17 protein-coding genes and 1 tRNA gene are annotated in these 17,781 nt (G+C 66.0%); 9 read left to right on the top strand and 9 right to left on the bottom strand.

Annotated elements, in window-relative coordinates; all coding sequences use genetic code 11:
• Positions 1-44: 44 nt before the first annotated feature.
• From A8V01_RS21510 to A8V01_RS21500, 3 genes are all read right to left on the bottom strand, one after another.
• Positions 45-239 carry a (2Fe-2S)-binding protein gene (locus A8V01_RS21510; protein ID WP_103098332.1) on the bottom strand — a complete coding sequence of 65 codons (195 nt, stop codon included), beginning with the start codon at positions 237-239 and terminating at the stop codon, positions 45-47.
• Between the two features lie 66 nt (positions 240-305).
• The gene (locus tag A8V01_RS21505; RefSeq protein WP_103098331.1) at positions 306-1,589 is read right to left on the bottom strand and encodes a DUF418 domain-containing protein; all 1,284 of its coding nucleotides are present in this window, start codon (positions 1,587-1,589) and stop codon (positions 306-308) included.
• Entirely contained in the window at positions 1,568-2,593 is a 1,026-nt protein-coding gene (locus A8V01_RS21500) for an SPOR domain-containing protein (RefSeq protein WP_245892761.1), read from the bottom strand. Before A8V01_RS21500 ends, A8V01_RS21505 begins: the two co-directional genes overlap by 22 nt.
• A 266-nt stretch (positions 2,594-2,859) precedes the next feature.
• Between A8V01_RS21500 and A8V01_RS21495 the strand changes: the two genes are divergently transcribed.
• Together A8V01_RS21495 and A8V01_RS21490 are read left to right on the top strand one after the other, a co-directional pair.
• On the top strand, positions 2,860-3,591 hold the full coding sequence (locus A8V01_RS21495) for a ParA family protein (RefSeq protein ID WP_103098375.1): 732 nt from the start codon (positions 2,860-2,862) through the stop codon (positions 3,589-3,591).
• Between the two features lie 19 nt (positions 3,592-3,610).
• Positions 3,611-4,951 (top strand): tetratricopeptide repeat protein, encoded by a 1,341-nt coding sequence (locus tag A8V01_RS21490; protein ID WP_103098329.1) that lies wholly within the window; start codon positions 3,611-3,613, stop codon positions 4,949-4,951.
• Positions 4,952-5,002: 51 nt separating this feature from the next.
• On the opposite strand, the gene A8V01_RS21485 is transcribed toward A8V01_RS21490, so the two are convergent.
• Both A8V01_RS21485 and A8V01_RS21480 read right to left on the bottom strand, forming a co-directional pair.
• Positions 5,003-6,256 (bottom strand): dihydroorotase, encoded by a 1,254-nt coding sequence (locus A8V01_RS21485; protein WP_103098328.1) that lies wholly within the window; start codon positions 6,254-6,256, stop codon positions 5,003-5,005.
• Entirely contained in the window at positions 6,253-7,233 is a 981-nt protein-coding gene (locus A8V01_RS21480) for an aspartate carbamoyltransferase catalytic subunit (RefSeq protein ID WP_103098327.1), read from the bottom strand. The genes A8V01_RS21485 and A8V01_RS21480 overlap by 4 nt, the downstream gene beginning before the upstream one ends.
• 154 nt (positions 7,234-7,387) lie before the next feature.
• On the opposite strand from A8V01_RS21480, the gene sppA reads away from it, so the two are divergent.
• Positions 7,388-9,286, top strand: a complete 1,899-nt coding sequence (sppA, locus tag A8V01_RS21475; protein WP_103098326.1) for a signal peptide peptidase SppA — start codon at positions 7,388-7,390, stop codon at positions 9,284-9,286.
• 111 nt (positions 9,287-9,397) lie between these two features.
• Here the strand turns inward: sppA and A8V01_RS28755 are convergent, their stop codons facing one another.
• Positions 9,398-9,553: a hypothetical protein gene (locus A8V01_RS28755; RefSeq protein WP_170066025.1), complete on the bottom strand. Its 156-nt coding sequence runs from the start codon at positions 9,551-9,553 to the stop codon at positions 9,398-9,400.
• A gap of 144 nt (positions 9,554-9,697) precedes the next feature.
• Between A8V01_RS28755 and A8V01_RS21470 the strand changes: the two genes are divergently transcribed.
• Positions 9,698-9,782 (top strand) — tRNA-Leu (locus tag A8V01_RS21470).
• 77 nt (positions 9,783-9,859) lie between these two features.
• Positions 9,860-11,428: a trigger factor gene (gene tig / locus A8V01_RS21465; protein ID WP_103098325.1), complete on the top strand. Its 1,569-nt coding sequence runs from the start codon at positions 9,860-9,862 to the stop codon at positions 11,426-11,428.
• A gap of 89 nt (positions 11,429-11,517) precedes the next feature.
• Here the strand turns inward: tig and A8V01_RS21460 are convergent, their stop codons facing one another.
• Positions 11,518-12,204: a tetratricopeptide repeat protein gene (locus A8V01_RS21460; RefSeq protein WP_425437353.1), complete on the bottom strand. Its 687-nt coding sequence runs from the start codon at positions 12,202-12,204 to the stop codon at positions 11,518-11,520.
• Positions 12,205-12,296: 92 nt separating this feature from the next.
• Positions 12,297-12,941 carry a 5'-methylthioadenosine/S-adenosylhomocysteine nucleosidase gene (locus A8V01_RS21455; RefSeq protein WP_103098323.1) on the bottom strand — a complete coding sequence of 215 codons (645 nt, stop codon included), beginning with the start codon at positions 12,939-12,941 and terminating at the stop codon, positions 12,297-12,299.
• 125 nt (positions 12,942-13,066) lie between these two features.
• Here A8V01_RS21455 and A8V01_RS21450 point away from each other — a divergent pair, with 125 nt between their 5' ends.
• The 4 genes from A8V01_RS21450 (at position 13,067) to A8V01_RS21435 (ending at position 16,696) form a co-directional block, all read left to right on the top strand.
• Entirely contained in the window at positions 13,067-13,483 is a 417-nt protein-coding gene (locus tag A8V01_RS21450; protein ID WP_103098322.1) for a hypothetical protein, read from the top strand.
• Positions 13,484-13,627: 144 nt separating this feature from the next.
• Positions 13,628-14,293, top strand: a complete 666-nt coding sequence (clpP, locus tag A8V01_RS21445) for an ATP-dependent Clp endopeptidase proteolytic subunit ClpP (RefSeq protein WP_103098321.1) — start codon at positions 13,628-13,630, stop codon at positions 14,291-14,293.
• A gap of 124 nt (positions 14,294-14,417) precedes the next feature.
• Positions 14,418-15,680 (top strand): ATP-dependent Clp protease ATP-binding subunit ClpX, encoded by a 1,263-nt coding sequence (gene clpX / locus A8V01_RS21440; protein WP_103098320.1) that lies wholly within the window; start codon positions 14,418-14,420, stop codon positions 15,678-15,680.
• Positions 15,681-15,844: 164 nt separating this feature from the next.
• On the top strand, positions 15,845-16,696 hold the full coding sequence (locus A8V01_RS21435; protein ID WP_103098319.1) for a VOC family protein: 852 nt from the start codon (positions 15,845-15,847) through the stop codon (positions 16,694-16,696).
• On the opposite strand, the gene A8V01_RS21430 is transcribed toward A8V01_RS21435, so the two are convergent.
• A complete protein-coding gene (locus A8V01_RS21430; RefSeq protein ID WP_103098318.1) occupies positions 16,693-17,649 on the bottom strand; it encodes a cation diffusion facilitator family transporter in 957 nt (318 codons plus the stop codon). The two genes, A8V01_RS21435 and A8V01_RS21430, sit on opposite strands and share 4 nt — an antisense overlap.
• Between the last annotated feature and the right edge of the window lie 132 nt (positions 17,650-17,781).

Below are 17,781 nucleotides of genomic sequence, written 5' to 3'. Positions count from 1 at the left end.
CCTATAATCGGCAATGATGGTCAGGGCAAGTCAGGTCATGAAGTTCAGGCGGCGGCAGCGATTCCCATTCCGGCGGACGACAGTTCGTCAGCGATGATGTCTTCGGCATCGTCCAGGCACTGGCGGCACTGCGGCGTCCGGCCGAGCGAACCGTAGATCGCTTCGGCGCTGCCGCGACAACGGCGGGCCGCGCAGCGAAGCTCGGTCTCTCGGATGGCATTGCAGATGCACACGTACATGAGCGAATCCTTTGTTCTGTCGCTCAATATATGCGAGTGCGAATGGATCGCAATAGCGAAAATGCATCAGGCTATGCGATTGTTCAGCAGGCGGTGCTCCACCAGCGACCGCCAGAGCCATTCCAGCGGGCCACGCCGGAAATGGCGCAGCCAGATCGGGCTCCACGCCAGCATCAGTGCCCAGCCGCCAAGCACGAAGAGCCATTGCCGGGCGGGCGGCACTTCTCCGTAGAGCCCAAGGCCCCAGCCATAGAACACGAAGGTCATGACCAGACTGGTTGCGATGTAATTGCTGAAGGCCATGCGTCCGGCCGCGGTCAGATGGCGGCCTAGTCGGGTCGGGGCGAGGCGCGGGGTGACAAGCACCAGCAGCCCGGCATAACCGATCCCGCCCAGTACGTGAGGCATGGCCATGCCCCAGACCAGCGCGGCGTGCATGGCAACGGGGGGGAAGTGGCGCGGCCATGCCCAGCCCAGGAACATCGCCGTCAGCGTCGTTCCGGCAAACGTGCAGGCAAGCGATACTTCGATCAGGCGCCTGCGCGGCAGGCGACCATCGAAGAACCCCGAACGGTAGAGCACCATGCCGATCAGCATCAGAGGCAGTGTTTCGGAAAAGGCGCCGGATACCATCTGGATCTGCCACAAGGGCCGTTCCGTCAGTTTCACGCACAGCAGGTCCAGCCAGCCCAGCTTGGCCTCGCGCATTTCCTGCGCGGCCCAGTCGAGCATAGGCTGGATGCGCTCGGCCACCAGTTGCAACTGTTCCGCACTGGCCACGCCATCGCGCAGGGCATGCTCTGCGTCGATGGCGGTAGCGGCATCGAACATGCCCCAGATATGCCACGCGTAATACAGCGCCAATGCGGTCCACAGCAGCATGCGGTCGCTCAGCGGGCGCATCAGCAGCGCGGCGATGCCGCAGGCCGCGTAGAGGAACAGGATATCGCCCCACCACAGCAGCAGATAGTGGGCGATACCCAGCAGCAGCAGCCAGCCGAGCCGCCGCAGCTGCAGTTGGTCGGCATCGCGATCGGCCGCCTCCGCGCGTTCGTGGAACAGCACCAGCCCCGCGCCGAACAGCAGCGTGAACAGGGCGCGCATCTTCCCTTCGAAGACAAGGAGCCCGAAGGCCCATGCCGCTTCGTCCACCGGAGCAGCGGGATGGGGCAGATTGGGCGTGGTCGTGCCTATCATCGGCCCGGCGAATCCGGCGATGTTGATGGCAAGGATGCCAAGCACGGCGACGCCGCGTATCAGGTCAAGCGTATCCAGCCGCGCCGGGACGGCGGCGCAGGCGTCTTCCTCTTGCGAGAGGGTGTCGAGGGTCAGTCCCTGCTTGGCAGGCACCCGAAGCCACCGGCGGTCAGGCGGGCGCAGGCGGCATCGGCGTCCGCCTTCGAAGCGAATCCGGTGGCCTGCAGCTTGGTCAGCTTGCCCGCAGGCACCAGCGCGCGCGGATGGCCCGCCAGTTCAGGGCGTCCCTTGATCTTGCCCCACAGGGCTTCGGCATTGCCCGCAACGCCGAACGCGCCAAGTTGCACGCGCCAGGGGCCGGAAGTGACGGGCCGGGGTGCCGTTGCAGGTTTGGCCGCCGGCGCCGGTTGGGGCTTGGACACGGGAGCGGGAGCAGGCGCAGGCGAAGTTTGCGGCTCCGGCTTGGCCGCTGCCGGGCGTGCCGGGGGCGGCGCGTTACTTGCCACCGCAATCGGTGCGTGCGTCCCCAATTCGCTGGAGGCCGTCAACTGCTGGCGGTTGGCCTGTGTTTCGGCCGCGAGCTGCTGGGCAAGGACCACGCTCTTCTGGCGGTCTTCCAGCGGGATGCTGCGGTCCATCTGCTCCAGAGCGCTGGTCGCCTGTGGCAATCCGGCCTGCCTTGCAAGGCTGGCAAGGGCATAGGCCCGCACCCAGTCCTTGGGCACCAGGTCACCGTTGAAGTGAGCGACGCCCAGGATGTACTGCGCGCGCGGATCGCCGCGCGCGGCGGAATTGCGGATATAGGGCAGGGCGCGCTGGCGCTCTCCGCGCTGGAACAGCAGCAGGCCATAGGCATCGGCGGCCTGAACATGGCCCTTCGCTGCGGCCATGCCGTAAAGCGCCTCTGCGCGGGAGAGGTCAAGCGGCTCTCCGCGGCCCAGCTTGTACGCCTGCGCCAGATTGAACTGCGCGTCGGGATCGCCCCGGTCGGCCAGCGGCTGCCAGATGCGCACGGCGCCGTCATAATTCCCGGCGGACCATGCATCGACGCCGTCCTTGACGCTTGTCCCGGCTGCGGGCGCAGCTTGGACCCCCGCCCACGCAGGCAGGGCGAATGCGATCACGGCCGCAGTCAGTATCGGGAGAATCTTGCTCACGTTGTCGGCTTTCCGGTGCTGCCCCGTCGAAGGCTCATGATCCATGAACCACGGATCGGGGTAACCGCAAAGAGTTAACGCGCCGTGGACGGTAAATCCGGATGCTGAAGGCGCAGGAGCGGCCTTGTCTGCGCGACTAAGCAATTAACCGTAAATTAGGAACGCTCAGGCACTTGTCCGATGTGGGCGGTCCGAAGCGGCCAGTGCCGGGCGATGCGCCCAAGGGCATGTTGGCCGCATATCGGCGGCATATTGGGGAATCGGTTTTGCGCGTTTTGGCTTTGGCATCGCAGAAGGGCGGATCTGGCAAGACCACGCTGTCCGGGCACCTTGCCGTGGAGGCGCAGCGCGCCGGAGCCGGGCCGGTGGTGCTGATCGACATCGACCCGCAAGGCTCCCTTTCCGACTGGTGGAACGAGCGCGAGGCGGATACGCCCGCATTCGCCCGCACTACCGTGGCGCGCCTTGCCGCCGACCTGCAATTGCTGCGCGAACAGGGCTTCAGGCTGGCCGTGATCGACACGCCGCCTGCGATCACGCTGGCCATCCAGAGCGTCATTGCCGTGGCCGAACTCATCGTCATTCCGACCCGGCCCAGCCCGCACGATCTGCGTGCGGTGGGTGCAACCGTCGACCTGTGCGAGCGGTCGGGCAAACCGCTGGTCTTCGTCGTCAACGGCGCGACGCCAAAGGCGCGGATCACGGCGGAAGCAGCCGTTGCGCTGTCGCAGCACGGCACTGTCGCCCCCGTCACGGTCCACCAGCGCACCGATTTCGCGGCGTCGATGATCGATGGCCGCACCGTCATGGAGATCGACCCCAGCGGTCGCTCCGCCGCCGAGATGGCCGCGTTGTGGGCCTATGTGGCCGACCGCCTCGAAAAGAATTTCCGCCGCACGATCTTCGCCGCACCGGCTGCGGGGCAGTCTCCGCACGCCCCGGCGCAGGGAGGCGTGCTGCGTCCGGTCGGTGGCTTCGGCCGCCGGGTTCCGGCCTGATCCAGAAGGTACGCGAAACATGAAGAACCGCCACAGCAGCAGCGCCCGTAATGCGGGCTTCACTTTGTGTTCGGCCATGGTCGCAGCCCTGCTTGCCGGATGCGCGGGCGGGCAGCACGGCGTTGCCAGCACTGGCGGCGGAACCGGCGTCGGGCGCGTGCCTGCGGGACAGGTCGCCGGGATCGGCGAAGGCGTGAACGATACGGCGCTGGCCAGGGTCGAGGCCCGCGTGGCGAAGTCCCCGCGCGACATGGCTGCGCGCGCTGCGCTGGCGCAGGGCTACCTCGCCGCGGGACGCTTCGATTCGGCCGCGACGACATTCGAAGATGCGCTGGCGCTGGGCGATCGCAGCCCGCGCACGGGCCTTAGCCTGGCGCTGGCCTACATCGGTTCGGGCCGCCAGGCCGAGGCGCTGGATGTGCTGCAGCGCTTTGCAGACAGGCTTCCGGCGGGAGACTACGGCCTTGCCGTGGCATTGGCCGGCCAGCCCGCGCAGGGCGTGGAAGTGCTTTCGCAGGCCGTGCGCAAGGGTGAAAACACCGCAAAGACGCGCCAGAACCTGGCTTATGCCTATGCGCTTGACGGTCGCTGGGCCGAAGCGCGGGTGGTTGCGTCGCAGGATGTGACGGGCGAGGAACTGGACGCACGCTTGCAGGACTGGGCAAGCAAGGCCGGCGCGCAGCAGGGCCGCGCCCGCGTGGCCGGGCTGTTGGGCACGCCGCTGCGTGCCGATCAGGGGCAGCCTGCCGCACTGGCGCTGAACGGTATCGATCATACCCCGCGCGCGATGATGGCAGCGGCTGAGCCGGTTGCGCCGCTTGCCGAACTTCCGGCGGTAGAGGAAGCCGCTTCGACCCCCGCTGCCGCCCCGGTCCTTGCCGAAGCGGTGACGCCGGTTGTTCCGGATCCCGTCGTTCCGGCTCCCGCGATGCAGGAAGAAGCGCCGCGTCGTTCGATCGAGCGCGCCTTCGCGGGCAGCATCGCGCGGGTGCAGAAGCCGCAGCCGCAGCCCGTGAAGGCCGTTGCCAAGGCTGCCCCCAAAGTCGCCTCGCCCGTGCAGACGGGCAGCCATCTGGTGCAGCTGGGCTCATTCAGCACGATGGAAGGCGCCAGGCGCGCCTGGACGATCTTCCAGCGTCGCGATCCGTCGCTGCGCGACCATGCGCTGCGCATCACCGAGGCTGACGTCAATGGCCGCCGCTATTACCGTGTGGCCGCCGAAGGCTTCGCGCGCGGACCTGCGCAGTCGCTGTGCTCGACTGTAAAGGGTCGGGGGGGCGAATGCCTTGCTTACGAAGACGGCCGCGCGCTGCCGGGTACGGTCGCGCCGCATGGCAGGCCGATGCTGGCGAGCCGCTGATCACGCCGCATCGTCCCGGCTCAGGTCCGGGACGATACGACTGTCGGCCCCTTACCCGCCGACTTTCTTCATGCGCACCGCGACGCCGCCCTTGAACAGTGCAAGGACGCGGCCCTGAACGGGCTGGCGGTCGAACGGGGTATTGCCTGCGGCGGCGGCCATCTTGTCCGAATTGACGATCCACGGCCGTTCGGGATCGAGCACTGCGATGTCGGCCTCGGCGCCGACCGTCAGGCAGCCCGCGTTCACGCCCAGCAGCTTCGCCGGATTGCCCGCGATCAGATCGAAGGCACGGGCCATGTCGATCACGCCGTCGCGCACGAGGCTGAGGGTCAGCGGGAGCAGCGTTTCCGCACCTGCCATGCCCGGCGCCGAATCGCTGAACGGCAGGCGCTTGTCTTCCGGTCCGCGCGGGTCGTGGCCCGATGCGATGACATCGATGGTGCCGTCTCCGATCGCGGCGACCACAGCGCGCCGGTCCGCCTCGCAGCGCAGCGCGGGGGAGAGGTGGGTGAAGGTGCGGAAGGCGCCGATCGCAAGGTCGGAAAGCATGAAATAGGCGGGGCTGACGCCTGCCGTCACCTTCAGGCCCCGCGCCTTGGCGGCTCGCACCAGTTCAAGGCCGGCGGCAGTCGTCACGTTGCGGAAATGGATCGCGGCATTTGCCATCTCTGCCAAAGCGATATCGCGGGCGATCGCCAGCGCCTCTGCCTGTGCGGGCGCGCTGGGCAGGCCGAGGCGGGTGGCCATCTCGCCTGCGGTGGCGACGGCATTGCCGACGATTCCGGCATCCTCGGCATGGGCGATGACGACCATGCCCAGCATCCCGGTATACTGCAGCAGTCGCAGCATCGTGCCCGAATCGCCGATCCAGCGCCGTCCGGTGCAGACCGCGCGCGCGCCGGCATCGCGCATCATCGCGATCTCGGCGAGGGACTTGCCCTCCAGCCCCTGCGTCGCGGCGGCGAGCGGGTGGACCCAGAAGTCCGGCTTGCCCGACTGCGCCGCGAAGCGCACGCGGGCGGGCACGTCCAGCGGCGGGTTCTGGTCGGGCATCAGCCCTGCGCGGGTAATGCCGCCGAAGTGGAAAGCGGGCTTGTCGATCGCGAAAACGCCGATGTCCACGAGGCCGGGGGCGACGATCTGGCCGCGCGCGTCATGCACGGTATCGCCCTCCTGCGGGGCCACATCCGCGCCGATGGCGGTGATGAACCCGCCCTCACAGCGCACCGCGCCGAATTCAAGCGTGCCATCGGGAAGCAGCAGGCGGCCGCCGGTGACGGTAAGGGGTGCGTGAATGCTCATGCCCAGCCCTCCATCTTGCGGCCTTTTCGGGTGAGGACGTCAAGGCAGGCCATGCGGATCGCCACGCCCATTTCCACCTGCGTGGTGATCATCGAACGCTCCACGTGGTCGGCCACGTTGCTGTCGATCTCGATGCCGCGGTTCATCGGGCCGGGGTGCATGACCAGCGCGTTCGATTCGGCCAGTTCCAGCCGGTCGAGCGTCAGGCCGTAAAGGTGGCGATATTCGCGCGGAGAGGGGATGAACTGGCCTTCCATGCGTTCCATCTGCAGGCGCAGCATCATCACCACGTCCGCGCCCTTCAGCGCCGCGTCGAAGTCATGGAATACCGTTACGCCCATCTGCTCGATATCGGCGGGCATCAGCGCAGGCGGCGCGCAGACGCGCACTTCGGCGCCCAGCGAGGCAAGGCAAAGGATGTTGGAGCGCGCAACGCGGCTGTGCAGGATATCGCCGCAGATCGTAACGCGCAGACCATTGAAGGCGCGCTTGGCCTGCCGGATCGTCAGTGCATCCAGCAACGCCTGCGTCGGGTGTTCGTGCTGACCGTCCCCGGCGTTGAGCACCGGGCAGTCCACCTTGTCGGCGATCAGCTGCACCGCGCCCGAGGAGGCATGGCGGATGACGATGGCGTCGGCGCGCATCGAATTGAGCGTCATCGCCGTGTCTATCAGCGTTTCGCCCTTCTTCACGCTGGACGTGGCGACGGCCATGTTCACCACGTCCGCGCCCAGGCGCTTGCCCGCGATCTCGAAGCTCAGCAGCGTGCGCGTCGAGTTTTCGAAGAAGGCGTTGATGATGGTGAGGCCGGAGAGCAGTTCGACCCGCTTTTGCGCGCCCCGGTTCATCTCGACCCACTGTTCCGCCTCGTCGAGCAGGAACCAGATCTGGTGCGGGGCAAGCCCTGCGATGCCCGTGAGGCCGCGATGCGGAAAGGCGAGAGCGCCTGCCGGATAGGTATATTCTGGGGGTGTCATTAAAGACCACGCCATAGGGGGCGAGGGGGATCGGAGCAAGGGCGATCCGGCATTACATCGCGCATCTTGAAAGGAATGGAACCGGTTTGGTGCCCGCCTCTTTCCTATCCCGCACTGCGGCAGGTAAGGCTGTGAGTGAAAGGCAGGTCGATACATGAGATTCGCACGCAAGGTCTGGAAGCTGCTGGTTGCCGTGAAGGACGCACTGGCACTGCTGTTCCTGCTGGCTTTCTTCGGCGTGATTTATGCCGCACTGATGGCCCGCCCGGTCGGCGGCAAGGTTGAGGACGGCGCGCTCCTGCTGCAGCTTGACGGCACCGTGGTCGAGGAAAAAAGCAAGGTCGATCCGCTCCAGCTGCTGACCTCCGGCGGAGAACAGGTCCGCGAATTCCAGGCCCGCGACGTTGAACGCGCGCTGCGGCTTGCCGCGAAGGACAAGCGGATCAAGGCCGTCGTCCTCGACCTGTCGCGTTTTCTTGGTGGCCGCTATGTCCACCTGCACGACATCGGAACGGCGATCGACGAGGTGCGCAGGGCGGGCAAGCCGGTGTTGACGTTCGCCAACCTCTATGCCGATGACGGCGTGCAGCTTGCGGCCCACGCGAGCGAGGCTTGGGTCGATCCGATGGGCGGCGCCTTCGTGGCGGGGCCGGGCGGCAACATGCAGTTCTACAAGGGGCTTTTCGACAAGTACGGGGTCAACGCGCATGTCTATCGCGTCGGCACCTACAAGTCGGCGGTCGAACCCTATATGCGCGCCGACCTTTCGCCCCAGGCGCGCGAGGATTTCAAGCTCATCCTCGATTCGCAGTGGAACGCCCTGCGCGCAGAGATCGCGAAAGCGCGGCCCAGGGCGCAGCTCGATCGCATGGTCGCGGACCCGGTGGGGTGGAACAGGGCGCACGGCAATGACATGGCCGAAGCGGCGAAGGCTGCGGGCCTGATCGACCGCATCGGTGACCAGACCGAATTCGAGGCGCGGGTCGAAAAGCTCGTCGGCGAAAGCGCCGGCGCTCACCCGGACAAGGATGCGCCCGATTACGCGCACACGACGCTGGCCACCTGGCTGGCCGCGAACCCGGTAAAGGGAGAGGGTGCCAAGATCGGCGTCGTCACCATCGCGGGCGAGATCGTGGACGGGGACGCGGGGCCGGGCACCGCAGGCGGCGATCGCATCGCCCGGTTGCTGGATGAAAACCGCGAAGAGGGCATGAAGGCGCTTGTGGTGCGGATCGATTCGCCGGGCGGCTCGGTCATGGCGTCCGAGCGCATTCGCCGGGCGATCCAGCGCTGGCGCGATGCGAAGATCCCGGTTGTGGTGTCGATGGGCACGATGGCGGCAAGTGGCGGCTACTGGGTTTCCACCCCCGGCCAGCGCGTTTTCGCAGAGCCCGCCACGATCACCGGTTCCATCGGCGTCTTCGCCTTCATTCCCAGTTTCGAAAAGACGCTGGCAGACTTCGGCGTGACCAGCGACGGCGTGCGCTCAACCCCGCTTGCCGGGCAACCGGACATTCTCGGCGGGTTCACGCCCGAGGTTGACGGTATGCTGCAGGGCTCGGTCGAAAGCATCTACGGCAAGTTCCTCGGCATCGTCGGCAAGGCGCGCGGCAAGACCCCGCAGCAGGTCGATGCCATCGCCCAGGGGCGCGTGTGGCCGGGGGCGGACGGCCAGCGGCTTGGCCTTGTCGACCAGATGGGCGGGCTGGACGATGCGCTGGCCTATGCGGCGAAGCTGGGCGGCGTGGGTAATGGCAAATGGCAGGCGGTCTACCTGGAGGAGCCGGAGGACTCGGTCAGCGCCTTCGTGGAAAGCCTGACCTCGGGTTCGCAGGAGCAGGCTGCGGCTTATGACTTCGCCGGGCTGGTGGCGCAGCGCCAGCGGTTGCAGATGGCGCAGGCCGTGGCGCGCCTGGACGGCGTGCTTGGTGCGCAGGGCGTTCAGGCCTATTGCCTGGCTTGCGCGGCGGGACCGGACTATCGTGCGGTCCCTCGGCCGGGGGGCGGAATGTCCGCCACGGCGATGCTCGCGCGGCTGGCAGGCTGGAAGTAGCGCGAAGGGCCGGGTTGCGGCCCTTCGACGACAGGCTCGGGCCGAGCGGGGCAGCGTTTGCTCCCCTCGCTCACGCCTGAACCCGGCGAAGCATGGGCTCCGCGCAATGCCTCAGTCCGGCGGCGGCAGTTCCGTGGGGGCTTCGTCGGGCTGGTCGAAGTCCGGTCCCTGCGGCGGTGTCTCGTCGGGGGCACCGGGATCGTCGCCGGGCGTGGGAAACTCTGCCGGAGTGTCGCCGGGATTGTCGATAGGCGGCTGGGTGGCCATGGTGATCCTGCTCCTCTCGCCCCCTCGGCTGTGTAACCCGCGGTATGCGCGATCCGTTCCGCAGGGGGCTTGCGAATCGTCGCACTTGCCCTTTGCCGCGCGAAGCTATAAGCGCCCGTCCCTTGAGTTTCAGGCTACACTCATGCGGGCGTGGCGGAATTGGTAGACGCGCTGGTTTTAGGTACCAGTATCGAAAGATGTGGGGGTTCGAGTCCCTTCGCCCGCACCAATCCGTCACCTGTGCGAGGGTAGCGCCGCAGTAATGCTGGCCGCAAGGCCCTTTGGATTGCACAGGAAGGCATCGAAATGCAGATCGTCGAAACGACCAACGAAGGCCTGAAGCGCGCCTACACGGTCACCATTCCCGCCGCCACCATCACCTCGAAGGTCGAGGGCGAGGTCCAGAAGATCGCGCCGCAGGTGCGCATGCCCGGCTTCCGCCCCGGCAAGGTGCCCGCCAACCTCGTCAAGAAGATGCACGGCCCGGCGATCCACCAGGAAGCGCTGAACACCTCGATCCGTGAAGCCATGGACAAGCTGGTGGCCGACAACGCCCTGCGCCCGGCGATGAACCCCGACGTCAAGCTGACCGACGGTTACGAAGAAGGCAAGGACGCGGAACTGACCGTCAGCCTCGAAGTGCTGCCGACCATCGAAGCGCCCTCGCTCGATGGCCTGAAGCTGGAAAAGCTGACCGTTCCCGTCTCCGACGAAGCCGTGACCGAAGCGGTCGAGAACATCGCCAAGCAGCAGCAGCGCTTCGAAACCAAGGACGGCGCGGCCGCTGACGGCGACCAGCTGATCATCGATTTCACCGGCAAGCTCGACGGCGTCGAGTTCGATGGCGGCAAGGCCGAGAAGGCCCCGCTGGTGATCGGTTCGGGTCGCTTCATCCCCGGCTTCGAAGAACAGCTGGGCGGCGCCAAGGCCGGTGACGAACGCACCATCACCGTGACCTTCCCCGAAGACTACCCGGCCGAAAACCTCGCCGGCAAGGAAACCACCTTCGACATCGTCGTTCACGAAGTGAAGGCACCGGCCGAATCGAAGATCGACGACGATTTCGCCAAGGAACTGGGCCTTGAAAGCCTTGAGCAGCTTACCGGCCTGCTGCGCGGCCAGCTGGAGCAGGAAACTGCCGGCCTGACCCGCACCGCCATGAAGCGCTCGCTGCTTGACCAGCTGGCCGCCGGCCACGACTTCGCCGTGCCGCCGACCATGGTCGAGGCAGAGTTCTCGCAGATCTGGCAGCAGCTGGTGCAGGAAGCGCAGAACGAGGAAGATCCCGCTGCCGCTCTCGAAGAGATCGAAGCCGAGAAGGAAGATTACCGCAAGATCGCCGAGCGCCGCGTGCGTCTGGGCCTGCTCCTGTCGGAAATCGGCCAGGCCAACGGCGTCGAAGTGACCGCGCAGGAAATGTCGATGCTGGTCTCGCAGGCCGCTTCGCAGTACCGCGCCGAAGACCGCCAGCGCTTCGTGCAGTATGTCCAGCAGGACCCGATGATGGCAGCCCAGCTGCGCGCGCCGCTGTATGAGGACAAGGTCGTCGACTTCCTCATCGAGAAGGCCGAAGTCACCGAGCGCGAAGTGACCCGCGACGAACTGCAGGCCGCGATCGAAGCTGACGCCGACGGCGAAAAGCCGGCTGCCGAAGCCAAGAAGCCGGCGAAGAAGGCTCCCGCCAAGAAGGCCGCTGCCAAGAAGGACGAAGCTGAAGCTCCGGCCGACGAAGCTGCCGCCGAGGAAAAGCCGAAGAAGGCTCCCGCCAAGAAGGCCGCTGCCAAGAAGGCCGACGACGCTGAAGGCGAAGCTGGAGAAGCCAAGCCCGCCAAGAAGGCTCCGGCAAAGAAGAAGGCCGCTGCCAAGGAGGACTGATCCCTCCCTTGCGGTCTTGACCGATAACAAAAGGCCCGGTGCAGCGATGCACCGGGCCGTTTTGTTTGCCGTGTTGCGGCCTGATCCTGCTAGTCGGCGATCTTCCCGAAGGGCACCAGCTTGCGCGCCAGTTCCGCCGCCGCCTTGCCGTTGTTCGCGCGAAGGGAGGGCAGCACCGTCAGGGCCGCGCGCTTCATCAGTGCATCCAGCGGGGTCGTCGCCTGACCGCCCGCGGCCTCTTCGGCCCAGCGGCGGGCCTGTGTGATATCGCCAGGGTCGTTGCGGATCTGCAAAAGGGCGGCAAGGCCGGGGTAGAACGCGCGGTCCCCGCCGAGTGTTACCGCCCTGGTCAGCGCCGCTTCCCCGGCGGAGACGCGCGCGCCCAGGGCAGTGCGGGCCAGGAACCCGCCCAGTTCGTCAACCGCGCCCAGATGCCACCCGGCGATGACCATCTGCGCTTCCGGATCGCGCGGGTTCGCTGCCGCCAGCTTCTGGAACACATCGAGCGAGGCGCGCACGTCCGAACGGCTGCGGGTCAGCTTGCCGCGATAGCCGATGGCGATCGCTCTTTGCAGCGTGGCTTCACGATCTCCGGGGCGGGCGGCAAGGATCTTTTCGGAGGCGGCGATTGCCTGTTTCACCAGTTCCAGCGCGCGCGGCTTGTTGGCTGTCTGGAAGGCGGCGGTCGTCAGCAGTTCGCGGGGTGTTTCTGCAAGGGCGGCGGCGGGCGCCATTGTAACGATTGCACTTACGGCTAGCATCGTGGAACGGTACACAGGGTCTCCTGCGAAGGCTGGGGAACAGGCAGGATGGCGCAAGGCGCGGTTCGGCGCCAGCCTCTATCGGCGACCCGAAGGGATTGCGGCAGTCAGCCGGTAATACCCGCCGCCGGCTCTTCATGCTGCAGCACGGCGAACAACTGGTCTACAGCCACCGCCAGCCGTTCGTCGAGCAGCGCCAGCAGGTGCGTCCAGCCGGACAAGTGCTCCAGTTCGCCGGGGCCGTCGGAGACCCCGCGAAGGCCGATCATCGGCACGCCGTAGCGCTGGCAGGCGCGCAGCACGGCATAGGTTTCCATCTCGACAAGGTCGGCGTCGATAGCGTCATAGTCCTCCCCGCCGACAATATCGCCTCCGGTCGAAAGCGAGGCGTGAGGCACATCGGGCAGCAGGACCGGAAGGTCCATCACCGCCGGGAAGTCCGCGAAGGGCGTGGCGCCCTTGGGAAAGCCGAGCCGGGATGCATCCATGTCGCGCCATGATACCCGCTCGATCTGGTAGACCGCGCCCAGCATGCACCGCCGCGATCCCGCCGATCCCAGCGAGACGACAAGGTCGGGCAGTTCGCCTGCCGCCTGAAGTTGCTGCAGGCAGGCGGTGGTGCCGACTGCCGCCTCGATCGGCCCGACGCCCGTGATCAGCGGGCTCATGCGGGCTTTCAGGTGCGGGCCGTATTCGTGGTCGGTCGCCATGACGAACAGCACGCGCTTGTCCGCGATACGGGTGGGGGACATGTATTCTCCTGCATTTGCGTGCAGCGGGGAGGGCGCGTGATAGGGCGCACACGTTTCGCAAATGCGGCAGTGGCGGGCAAGCGTCAGGGGTTGATCCGTGCGGTGTTCGCCCCCAAGTCGGGGCGATGCAATCCCATACCCGCTCGCTCATCGCCGCTGCGACTTTCGCCGCCATCACCGGCCGCAAGGTTGCCGGGCTCTACGATCACACCCTCGGCCGCGACCGGCGCATCGCCGCCGAATGCCGGGAGGGCCGCCTGCAGGGGCGCGACGGGGACCGGGGCGCCAGGTTCGGCGGCACTCTTCCCGAGATTTTCGACGCGACGGACAAGGCGTTCATCTCGCTGGAAATCGAGGGCGAGGGGGACGCACGCAGCGCTCGCGGCTATGATCGGGGTTCGTCCACCTTCTTCACCGCGCAAGTGCGTGATGGCGTGGTGCAGGTCTATGACCACACGGCGAATGCGTGGTTCGCCTACGACGTGCAGGATCCGGATGCCGCCAGCAGCTATCTGCGTGTCGATGCGGATCGCCCGGCCTGACGGAGTTTGCTGCGGTGTGAAGCCTTGCTGTCACACCGCCGGAGCGGGGTTCTCCCCCGTCCAATCCCATCCGATAGGTTAACCCCCTTGAACATCGCGCATTGCCACGCGACATAGGCGGGGCAAATCGTAAAGAGGACTCTCATGCTCGACCTGTTCGGCGCATCCAACGCCCAAGGAAAGTTCACCACCGATCCCGTAACCGGCGCGCTTGTGCCGATGGTCGTCGAGCAGACCAGCCGCGGCGAACGTTCGTTCGACATCTATTCGCGCCTGCTGCGTGAACGCATCGTTTTCGTGACCGGCCAGGTCGAAGACCACATGGCCTCGCTGATCGTCGCGCAACTGTTGTTCCTCGAATCGGAAAATCCGTCGAAGGACATCTCGATGTACATCAACTCGCCGGGCGGCGTGGTGACGGCGGGCATGGCGATCCACGACACCATGCAGTACATCAAGCCGCGCGTGTCGACCGTGTGCATCGGCCAGGCCGCCTCGATGGGCAGCTTCCTGCTCGCCGCCGGTGAGCCGGGCATGCGCATCGCGCTGCCGAACGCGCGCATCATGGTCCACCAGCCTTCGGGCGGTGCGCAGGGTATGGCGTCCGATATCGAGATTCAGGCGCGTGAAATCCTGCGTATGCGCAGGCGCCTGAACGACCTTTACGTGAAGTACACCGGCAAGTCGCTCGACGACATCGAGAAGGCGATGGACCGCGATACCTTCCTCGAAGCCGAGGAAGCGCTGGCCTTCGGCCTGGTGGACAAGGTGTTCGAAACCCGGCCCGACGCCGACAAGGCGGAAGGGTAATCGACCCGAAAAGGAGGGAGCCGGTCCTTCAACCTATCGAAAGCATTTGGCGGTAGGATTGCAAAACCGGCTTCCCCCGGAGTAGAGTCAGCGAGTCGCCTCGCTTGGAGGCCAAAGACGGAAAATGACGAAATTGAGCGGATCTGACGCGAAAAGCACCCTTTACTGCAGCTTCTGCGGCAAGTCGCAGCACGAAGTGCGCAAGCTGATCGCGGGGCCTACGGTTTTCATCTGCGATGAATGTGTCGAGCTTTGCAACGACATCATTCGCGAAGAAACCAAGGCGGGCATTGCCGGGCGCAAGGACGGCGAAGTCGTCTCCCCGCGCGAAATCTGCGAGACGCTGAACGACTACGTGATCGGTCAGGAACGTGCGAAGCGCGTCCTGTCGGTGGCTGTCCACAATCACTACAAGCGCCTCAAGCACAGCGGCAAGCAGGGCGACGTCGAACTGTCGAAGTCGAACATCCTGCTGGTCGGGCCGACCGGTTCGGGCAAGACGCTGCTCGCGCAGACGCTTGCCAAGACGTTCGACGTGCCTTTCACCATGGCCGATGCCACGACGCTTACCGAAGCGGGTTACGTGGGTGAGGACGTGGAGAACATCATCCTCAAGCTGCTGCAGGCTTCCGACTATAACGTCGAAAAGGCGCAGCAGGGCATCGTCTACATCGACGAGATCGACAAGATCAGCCGCAAGGCCGAAAACCCGTCGATCACGCGCGACGTGTCGGGTGAAGGCGTGCAGCAGGCGCTGCTCAAGCTGATGGAAGGCACCACCGCCTCGGTTCCGCCGCAGGGTGGTCGCAAGCATCCGCAGCAGGAATTCCTGCAGGTGGACACGACCAACATCCTGTTCATCTGCGGTGGCGCTTTCGCGGGTCTGGAAAAGATCATCGCGGACCGCCTGCAGAAGCGCTCGATCGGCTTCGGCGCACATGTCGCCGATCCGGACAAGCGCCGCGTGGGCGAACTGCTCCAGAAGGCTGAGCCGGAGGATCTGCTCAAGTTCGGCCTGATCCCCGAATTCGTCGGCCGCCTGCCGGTGATCGCGACCCTCAACGACCTCGACATCGAGGCGCTGGTCAAGATCCTGAAGGAACCGAAGAACGCGCTGATCAAGCAGTACGCGCGCCTGTTCGAACTGGAAGACGTGGAGCTTACCTTCACCGACGAGGCGCTTGAGGCGATCGCCCAGAAGGCGATTGACCGCAAGACCGGCGCGCGCGGCCTGCGCTCGATCGTGGAAGGGCTGCTGCTCGACACCATGTTCGACCTGCCGACCGAACGCGATATCGCCGAAGTCGTCGTCGACAAGGACGTGGTGGACGGCCGCAAGGAACCGGTCCGCGTGCTCAAGGGCGATAAGGCGGAAGCTGCGGCGTAACGGCGCAGCCGCTGCATCAGCAAGCAAAAGGGCCGTCCGCCGCAAGGTGGGCGGCCTTTTTGTTTGCGCCGCGTGCTGTCTCGATATCGCCGGGACGCGCAGCGCTTCGCTTGGCAATCGGGGTGTGGGGCCGCACTCTGTCGTCAAAGGCAGGGGAGAGAGAAATGGCCGCGCGTGTTCCGGTATCGCGGATAATCCACACGATCCATGCGGTGGGCGATATTCACGCGGCAAGGGCGCTCTATCAGGATGCGCTGGGCGGGCTGGTCTTTGCGGAGAACTATTTCCCCGCCGAGGACCGCGACGCAGCCCTGCTTTACGTCACCGATCACATGGTCGAACCGATGGCGCCGCGCCATGCGGATGACCTTGCCAAGCCGTTTGCTCGGCAGTTCGCCAGGATCGGGCAGGCGTTTCACTCGTTCGAGATCAAGGTTGCGGATGGCAAGGCTGCCGGCGCTGCCTTGCGCGAAGCCGGCTGCACGGTGGCGAGCGACTACGGTGTGTTCTTCTTCGTGAAGCCCGAATCGACCGGCGGTGTGCTGCTGGAAGTCTGCGAACTGCCGATGCCCAATGACCCGTGGGACCGCGGCAACTGGAACCCGCAAGTCGGGGCAGGGCATCCTTGCACCGTAACCGGGCTGGACCATATCGCCTGCGTCACCGCCGATATCGAAGCGGCGCAGCGCTTTTTCACCGAAATCATCGACGGCGAACTGCTCGAAGATGCGCGCACCGAACTGCCGCAGCCGGGGCGCAGGATCGTGCTGCGCGTCGGCGATACGCGCGTGGCCTTCATCCAGCCTGATGAACCCGACGTGGGCCCGCTTGGCGCTTTCCTGCAGGGCCCGCAGAACGGCATTTACGCACTTGTCTGGAAGGTGGCCGATGCCGACCGGGCGCGGGCGCATTTCACCGGAAAGCTGGGACTGCAGCTGATCGCCGAGGGCTGTGTATCCCCCGGCTTCGCCATCGCACCGCAGGACTTCCTCGGCGCCCGGCACGAATTCGTCTAGACGACGGCTTCGCTCTCCAGCGCGCAGGGGCTGTGCCCGTCGTTTTCGATCTGGATGGTGGGGTGACCGATCCCGAATTCATGCTCAAGGTCATGGGCCAATGCGTGGAGGAAGCCGTCGCCCGGCTGCCCGCCCGGCATGACAAGATGTGCGGTCAGCGCGGTTTCGGTCGTGCTCATCGGCCAGATGTGCAGGTCGTGGACGCGCTCCACGCCGGGGCGGGCTTCCAGGAATGCACGGACTTTCGCGCCGTCGATACCGTCCGGCACGCCCAGCATGCCCATACGCAGCGAATCGCGCAGCAGGCCCCAGCTTGACCACGCGATCACGGCGGTGATCACCAGCGAGGTCAGCGGGTCGACCAATGCCCATCCGGTCCAGGTGATCAGCAGCCCGGCGATCACCACCCCGACCGAGACCAGCGCGTCGGCCATGAGGTGGACGAAAGCGCCCCGCAGGTTGATGTCGGACTTGGCCCCTTTGGCAAAGAGCAGTGCCGATAGCCCGTTCACCGCGATTCCGATCCCGGCCACGATCATCATCGTCGTCCCGCCCACCGGAGCAGGATCGGCGATGCGGCGCAGCGTCTCCACCAGGATCGCGCCGATCGCCACCCACAACAGTGCGGCATTGGCGATCGCGGCAAGGATGGAAGAGCTTTTGAGCCCGTAGGTAAAGCGTTCCGAGGGCGGCCGGGCCGAGAGAACCGCCGCTGCCCAGGCCAGCAACAACGAGAGCACGTCGGACAGGTTGTGCCCCGCATCGGCCATCAGCGCCATCGAACCGCTGACGAAGCCGGCGACCACTTCCGCGACGACGAAGATCAGGTTGAGCGATACGGCGATCGCGAAGGCGCGGCCGGGATTGGCGGGCGCGGCATGCCCATGCCCATGCCCATGCCCATGGTGGTGGCCATGACCATGGTGATGCCCGTGATGATGACCTGCGCCCATGAATCACGACTGGCACGATGCAGGGTATCGCATCAAGCGATGACGTAACATCACGCCAACATTGCGCTTTTGTGGTGTTACGGCAGCACCGGCACTTTCCCTTTCTCGTGACATTTATGCCGCAGTGCAAAA

Origin of the sequence: Novosphingobium guangzhouense (assembly GCF_002896965.1) — a bacterium.
GTDB lineage: Bacteria > Pseudomonadota > Alphaproteobacteria > Sphingomonadales > Sphingomonadaceae > Novosphingobium > Novosphingobium guangzhouense.
This window is presented reverse-complemented; position numbering and strand designations above follow the sequence as displayed.

Excerpts from the sequence above, each read along its gene's own strand:
- A8V01_RS21510 (WP_103098332.1), bottom strand. The coding sequence starts at position 239 with ATGTACGTGTGCATCTGCAATGCCATCCGAGAGACCGAGCTTCGCTGC.
- A8V01_RS21490 (WP_103098329.1), top strand. The coding sequence starts at position 3,611 with ATGAAGAACCGCCACAGCAGCAGCGCCCGTAATGCGGGCTTCACTTTG.
- A8V01_RS21485 (WP_103098328.1), bottom strand. The coding sequence starts at position 6,256 with ATGAGCATTCACGCACCCCTTACCGTCACCGGCGGCCGCCTGCTGCTT.
- A8V01_RS21480 (WP_103098327.1), bottom strand. The coding sequence starts at position 7,233 with ATGACACCCCCAGAATATACCTATCCGGCAGGCGCTCTCGCCTTTCCG.
- sppA (WP_103098326.1), top strand. The coding sequence starts at position 7,388 with ATGAGATTCGCACGCAAGGTCTGGAAGCTGCTGGTTGCCGTGAAGGAC.
- A8V01_RS28755 (WP_170066025.1), bottom strand. The coding sequence starts at position 9,553 with ATGGCCACCCAGCCGCCTATCGACAATCCCGGCGACACTCCGGCAGAG.
- tig (WP_103098325.1), top strand. The coding sequence starts at position 9,860 with ATGCAGATCGTCGAAACGACCAACGAAGGCCTGAAGCGCGCCTACACG.
- A8V01_RS21455 (WP_103098323.1), bottom strand. The coding sequence starts at position 12,941 with ATGTCCCCCACCCGTATCGCGGACAAGCGCGTGCTGTTCGTCATGGCG.
- A8V01_RS21450 (WP_103098322.1), top strand. The coding sequence starts at position 13,067 with ATGCAATCCCATACCCGCTCGCTCATCGCCGCTGCGACTTTCGCCGCC.
- clpP (WP_103098321.1), top strand. The coding sequence starts at position 13,628 with ATGCTCGACCTGTTCGGCGCATCCAACGCCCAAGGAAAGTTCACCACC.
- clpX (WP_103098320.1), top strand. The coding sequence starts at position 14,418 with ATGACGAAATTGAGCGGATCTGACGCGAAAAGCACCCTTTACTGCAGC.
- A8V01_RS21435 (WP_103098319.1), top strand. The coding sequence starts at position 15,845 with ATGGCCGCGCGTGTTCCGGTATCGCGGATAATCCACACGATCCATGCG.
- A8V01_RS21430 (WP_103098318.1), bottom strand. The coding sequence starts at position 17,649 with ATGGGCGCAGGTCATCATCACGGGCATCACCATGGTCATGGCCACCAC.